Here is a 5,789-nt window from a genome sequence, read left to right as displayed (position 1 = left end):
GAAAAAAGTGAAAGAAAGCACTTGACAAGCGAGCAGCGGGTATGTTAAACTAAAAGTCCTGACAGCGGCTCGGGAGAGCGGCTGGATGAGGGACGAGCGTGTACCTTGTAAATTAAACAACGTGAAAGAAACACGAAGCACCAGAAAGGACGTAGGTCCTTTCAAGCAGAGATGTTTGGAAGGTCCTCGGAACTAATTTCTTTGAAGCTAAGGTAAGCTTCGATAAAGTGATTTGAACACGGAAGTGTTTAGATACCATTTTATTGAGAGTTTGATCCTGGCTCAGGATGAACGCTGGCGGCGTGCTTAACACATGCAAGTCGAACGGAGTGCCCTTGATTGAGGATTCGTCCAAATGATAGGGTTACTTAGTGGCGGACGGGTGAGTAACGCGTGAGTAACCTGCCTAGGAGTGGGGAATAACACAGAGAAATCTGTGCTAATACCGCATAATGCAGTTGGGTCGCATGGCTCTGACTGCCAAAGATTTATCGCTCTTAGATGGACTCGCGTCTGATTAGCTAGTTGGCGGGGTAACGGCCCACCAAGGCGACGATCAGTAGCCGGACTGAGAGGTTGGCCGGCCACATTGGGACTGAGACACGGCCCAGACTCCTACGGGAGGCAGCAGTGGGGAATATTGGGCAATGGGCGCAAGCCTGACCCAGCAACGCCGCGTGAAGGATGAAGGCTTTCGGGTTGTAAACTTCTTTTCTCAGGGACGAAAGAAATGACGGTACCTGAGGAATAAGCCACGGCTAACTACGTGCCAGCAGCCGCGGTAATACGTAGGTGGCGAGCGTTATCCGGATTTACTGGGTGTAAAGGGCGTGTAGGCGGGAAGGCAAGTCAGATGTGAAAACTATGGGCTCAACCCATAGCCTGCATTTGAAACTGTTTTTCTTGAGTGCTGGAGAGGCAATCGGAATTCCGTGTGTAGCGGTGAAATGCGTAGATATACGGAGGAACACCAGTGGCGAAGGCGGATTGCTGGACAGTAACTGACGCTGAGGCGCGAAAGCGTGGGGAGCAAACAGGATTAGATACCCTGGTAGTCCACGCCGTAAACGATGGATACTAGGTGTGGGGGGTCTGACCCCCTCCGTGCCGCAGTTAACACAATAAGTATCCCACCTGGGGAGTACGATCGCAAGGTTGAAACTCAAAGGAATTGACGGGGGCCCGCACAAGCGGTGGAGTATGTGGTTTAATTCGAAGCAACGCGAAGAACCTTACCAGGGCTTGACATGGAGACGACCGGACTAGAGATAGTCCTTCCCTTCGGGGCGTCTCACACAGGTGGTGCATGGTTGTCGTCAGCTCGTGTCGTGAGATGTTGGGTTAAGTCCCGCAACGAGCGCAACCCTTATTGTTAGTTGCTACGCAAGAGCACTCTAGCGAGACTGCCGTTGACAAAACGGAGGAAGGTGGGGACGACGTCAAATCATCATGCCCCTTATGTCCTGGGCCACACACGTACTACAATGGCGGTCAACAGAGGGAAGCAAAGCCGCGAGGCAGAGCAAACCCCTAAAAGCCGTCCCAGTTCGGATTGCAGGCTGAAACCCGCCTGTATGAAGTTGGAATCGCTAGTAATCGCGGATCAGCATGCCGCGGTGAATACGTTCCCGGGCCTTGTACACACCGCCCGTCACACCATGAGAGTCGGGAACACCCGAAGTCCGTAGCCTAACAGCAATGGGGGCGCGGCCGAAGGTGGGTTCGATAATTGGGGTGAAGTCGTAACAAGGTAGCCGTATCGGAAGGTGCGGCTGGATCACCTCCTTTCTAAGGAGACTTCGGCGCGAATTACATGCCGAGCGCAGCGAGGCATATAATTCTCAAAGAAGTGGTAACACTTTTTTGAGCCAACGGCGCGCCGTAACGTCCTAAGGTCAGCTTTCTGGTGGTGTGGACGTCACGTTGTTTAATTTAGAGGGTATACGTCTTGGGGAGCCATTCAAAGCCCAGCGAAGCGGACTTTGCGACGACGGGGGTATAGCTCAGCTGGGAGAGCACCTGCTTTGCAAGCAGGGGGTCATCGGTTCGAGCCCGATTATCTCCACCAAAAGAAAAAGGCGACCGAGATGGGCCTATAGCTCAGCTGGCTAGAGCGCACGACTGATAATCGTGAGGTCGATGGTTCGAGTCCATCTAGGCCCACCACTTTCTTTCTTTTGAAAAGGAAGGAAGCAAAGGGAGCTTTGATAGAGATTCGAGAGTGGATTGAAGCGTTTGAGCGATTAAGCGTTTCAATCTGGTCTTGAAAAAGGCCGGAAGGTCTGCACCTTGAAAACTGAACAATGTAGATGAAGAATGATGAAGCAAGCAACAGAGGGCAAAAGCAAATTGTGGAAACTTTAAGAATAGCGGAAGCTGTTCTGGATAAAAGGGTAAAAACAATGAGCCAAGCAAAAACTTCTGTGAAGCCTGCATAATTCATGATCTAGAGAACAGCTTGAAAAGAGGTTGTTCTACTAAGGTCAAGCTATAAAGAGCGCAAGGGGAATGCCTTGGCATCAGGAGCCGAAGAAGGACGTGACAAGCTGCGATAAGCTGCGGTGAGCTGCACATAAGCTTTGACCCGCAGATTTCCGAATGGGGAAACCCGGCAGAGCAATACTCTGTCAGCGTGCGTTGAATTAAATAGGCGTACGCGGGGAACCGCCTGAACTGAAACATCTAAGTAGGGCGAGGAAGAGAAATCAACAGAGATTCCGCTAGTAGTGGCGAGCGAACGCGGAAGAGGCCAAACCGGAGGATTTATTCTCCGGGGTTGCGGACCGACACAACGGCAGTAATAGGTTAGTCGAATGGTATGGGAAGGCCAGCCAGAGCGGGTGAGAGCCCCGTAGACGAAAACCGATTTCTGTCAGTCGAGTTCCAGAGTACCGCTGGACACGTGAAACCCGGTGGGAAACTGGGGGGACCACCCTCCAAGCCTAAATACTACCTGATGACCGATAGAGGAGCAGTACCGTGAGGGAAAGGTGAAAAGGACCCCGGGAGGGGAGTGAAACAGAACCTGAAACCTTGTGCTTACAAGCACTCAAAGGCCGTTAATGGCTGATGAGGTACCTTTTGTAGAATGGTCCGGCGAGTTATTGTAACAAGCAAGCTTAAGGTATTCAGTACCGGAGGCGAAGCGAGAGCGAGTCTGAATAGGGCGTATAAAGTTTGTTGCAATAGACCCGAAACCGGGTGACCTACCCATGGGCAGGTTGAAGTGGGGGTAAAACCCCATGGAGGACCGAACGCACGTACGTTGCAATGTCCGGCGATGACCTGTGGGTAGCGGTGAAATTCCAATCGAACTCGGAGATAGCTGGTTCTCCCCGAAATAGCTTTAGGGCTAGCGTTGATTTAGATTACCGGAGGTAAAGCACTGAATGGGCTAGGGGCCGATAAGGTTACTGAACCCTATCAAACTCAGAATGCCGGCTAATTGATGATCAGCAGTCAGTCTACGTGAGATAAGTCTCGTGGACAAAAGGGAAACAGCCCAGACCCACAGCTAAGGTCCCAAATAGATACTAAGTGGAAAACGATGTGGAGTTGCGAAAACAACCAGGATGTTGGCTTAGAAGCAGCCACTCATTAAAAGAGTGCGTAATAGCTCACTGGTCGAGTGACTCTGCGCGGAAAATTTAACGGGGCTAAGTATCTAACCGAAGCTTGGGCTTGCCGCAAGGCAGGGGTAGGGGAGCGTCGAATAAGGGGTGAAGTCGTAGCGGAAGCAGCGGTGGACTTTATTCGAGTGAGAATGCCGGAATAAGTAGCGAGAATTATGTGGGAATCATAATGGCCGAAAATCTAAGGTTTCTTGGGGAAGGTTCGTCCGCCCAAGGTAAGCCGGGAGCTAAGGCGAGGCCGAAAGGCGTAGCCGATGCACATACGGTAGAAATTCCGTAGCCGCCGAACTTTAAGCACACTGACACATGGAGATAGGGGAACCCGGGCGTTGGTCGACCCGGGCGTAAGGGACCGAAATATAGTAGGGAAGTCCCCGATGCTCTGTGGCGAGAAAAGGTGTGAGGTATACTAAGGCGCCCGTACCGCAAACCGACACAGGTAGATGAGGAGAGAATCCTAAGGCCAACGGGAGAAGGGTTGTTAAGGAACTCGGCAAAATGACCCCGTAACTTCGGGATAAGGGGAACCCCCTACGGGGGGTCGCAGAGAATAGGCCCAAGCGACTGTTTACCAAAAACACAGGTCTCTGCTAAATCGAAAGATGACGTATAGGGGCTGACGCCTGCCCGGTGCTGGAAGGTTAAGAGGAGAGCTTAGCGCAAGCGAAGGTTTGAATTGAAGCCCCAGTAAACGGCGGCCGTAACTATAACGGTCCTAAGGTAGCGAAATTCCTTGTCAGGTAAGTTCTGACCCGCACGAATGGCGTAACGATTTGGGCGCTGTCTCAACAGCCCACCCGGCGAAATTGTTGTACCGGTGAAGAAGCCGGTTACCCGCAACTAGACGGAAAGACCCCATGGAGCTTTACTGTAGCTTAATACTGGAATTCGGTAAATCATGTACAGGATAGGTGGGAGACTTGGAAGCCTGGGCGTCAGCTTAGGTGGAGTCACCCTTGGGATACCACCCTTGATTTGCTGGATTTCTAACCTGCGGCCGTGAATCCGGTCGGGGGACACTGTTAGGTGGGCAGTTTGACTGGGGCGGTCGCCTCCAAAAAGGTAACGGAGGCGCTCAAAGGTTCGTTCAGCACGGACGGAAATCGTGCATTGAGTGTAAACGCATAAACGAGCCTAACTGCGAGACCGACGGGTCGAGCAGTAACGAAAGTTGGAGTTAGTGATCCGGCGGTATGCAAGTGGAAGTGCCGTCGCTCAACGGATAAAAGCTACCCTGGGGATAACAGGCTGATCTCCCCCAAGCGTCCACAGCGACGGGGAGGTTTGGCACCTCGATGTCGGCTCGTCACATCCTGGGGCTGGATTCGGTCCCAAGGGTTCGGCTGTTCGCCGATTAAAGTGGCACGCGAGCTGGGTTCAGAACGTCGTGAGACAGTTCGGTCCCTATCTGTTGCGGGCGTAAGAGATTTGAAGGGAGCTGTCCTTAGTACGAGAGGACCGGGATGGACGAACCTCTGGTGCACCAGTTGTCGTGCCAACGGCACAGCTGGGTAGCTATGTTCGGACGAGATAAACGCTGAAGGCATCTAAGCGTGAAACTCCCCCTAAGATTAGATCTCTCATCCTTTGTGGAGTAAGGCTCGATGTAGACTACATCGTTGATAGGCCGGAGGTGGAAGCGTCGTAAGGCGTGCAGCTGACCGGTACTAATCAGCCGAGGGCTTGACCTTAACATGAAGAAATGCAGGCGCTTGCAAAATATTCGGAATCTATATTGTTCGGTTTTGAGGGTGCAGACACCCTGATGGTGGCGTATGCGCCTTTAGCTCAGTTGGTAGAGCAACTGACTCTTAATCAGTGGGTCCCGGGTTCGAATCCCTGAAGGCGCACCAAATGGCCCGTTGGTCAAGCGGTTAAGACGGCGGCCTCTCACGCCGCAAACATGGGTTCGATTCCCGTACGGGTCACCATCATTTTAAAGTGCATATGATAGCTTACTGTTGAGAAAGACGGTAAGGAGAGAAAAGTTTTATGGAAGTTTTCTTTGCTTACTTTCTTTTTCAAAAGAAAGTAAGTTGGTGTTGATTGCGGTGAGGGTCCACCCGTTCCCATCCCGAACACGGAAGTTAAGCTCACCTGCGCCGAAAATACTTGCCTGGAGACGGGCCGGAAAGATAGGTAACGCCAACATGAAAA

At 52.0% G+C, this 5,789-nt stretch carries 4 tRNA genes and 3 rRNA genes; all 7 read left to right on the top strand.

The window, feature by feature from the left end:
• The first annotated feature begins 259 nt into the window (after positions 1 to 259).
• The 7 genes from H9Q75_RS12525 (at position 260) to rrf (ending at position 5,783) form a co-directional block, all read left to right on the top strand.
• Positions 260 to 1,788 (top strand): 16S ribosomal RNA (locus tag H9Q75_RS12525).
• A gap of 204 nt (positions 1,789 to 1,992) precedes the next feature.
• Positions 1,993 to 2,068: transfer RNA gene (locus tag H9Q75_RS12520), tRNA-Ala, on the top strand.
• A gap of 21 nt (positions 2,069 to 2,089) precedes the next feature.
• Positions 2,090 to 2,166: transfer RNA gene (locus tag H9Q75_RS12515), tRNA-Ile, on the top strand.
• A gap of 315 nt (positions 2,167 to 2,481) precedes the next feature.
• A 23S ribosomal RNA gene (locus H9Q75_RS12510) occupies positions 2,482 to 5,323 on the top strand.
• Positions 5,324 to 5,409: 86 nt separating this feature from the next.
• Positions 5,410 to 5,485: transfer RNA gene (locus H9Q75_RS12505), tRNA-Lys, on the top strand.
• A 3-nt stretch (positions 5,486 to 5,488) separates the two neighbouring features.
• Positions 5,489 to 5,563: transfer RNA gene (locus H9Q75_RS12500), tRNA-Glu, on the top strand.
• 104 nt (positions 5,564 to 5,667) lie between these two features.
• A 5S ribosomal RNA gene (gene rrf, locus H9Q75_RS12495) occupies positions 5,668 to 5,783 on the top strand.
• Together the 16S, 23S and 5S rRNA genes with 4 tRNA genes alongside form the textbook arrangement of a ribosomal RNA operon.
• Positions 5,784 to 5,789 lie beyond the last annotated feature (6 nt).

The sequence above is a fragment of the Lawsonibacter celer genome (assembly GCF_014281125.1).
Taxonomy (GTDB): domain Bacteria; phylum Bacillota; class Clostridia; order Oscillospirales; family Oscillospiraceae; genus Lawsonibacter_B; species Lawsonibacter_B celer.
The sequence above is the reverse complement of the archived record's forward strand: the minus strand, read 5'-3'. Positions and strand labels throughout refer to the sequence as shown.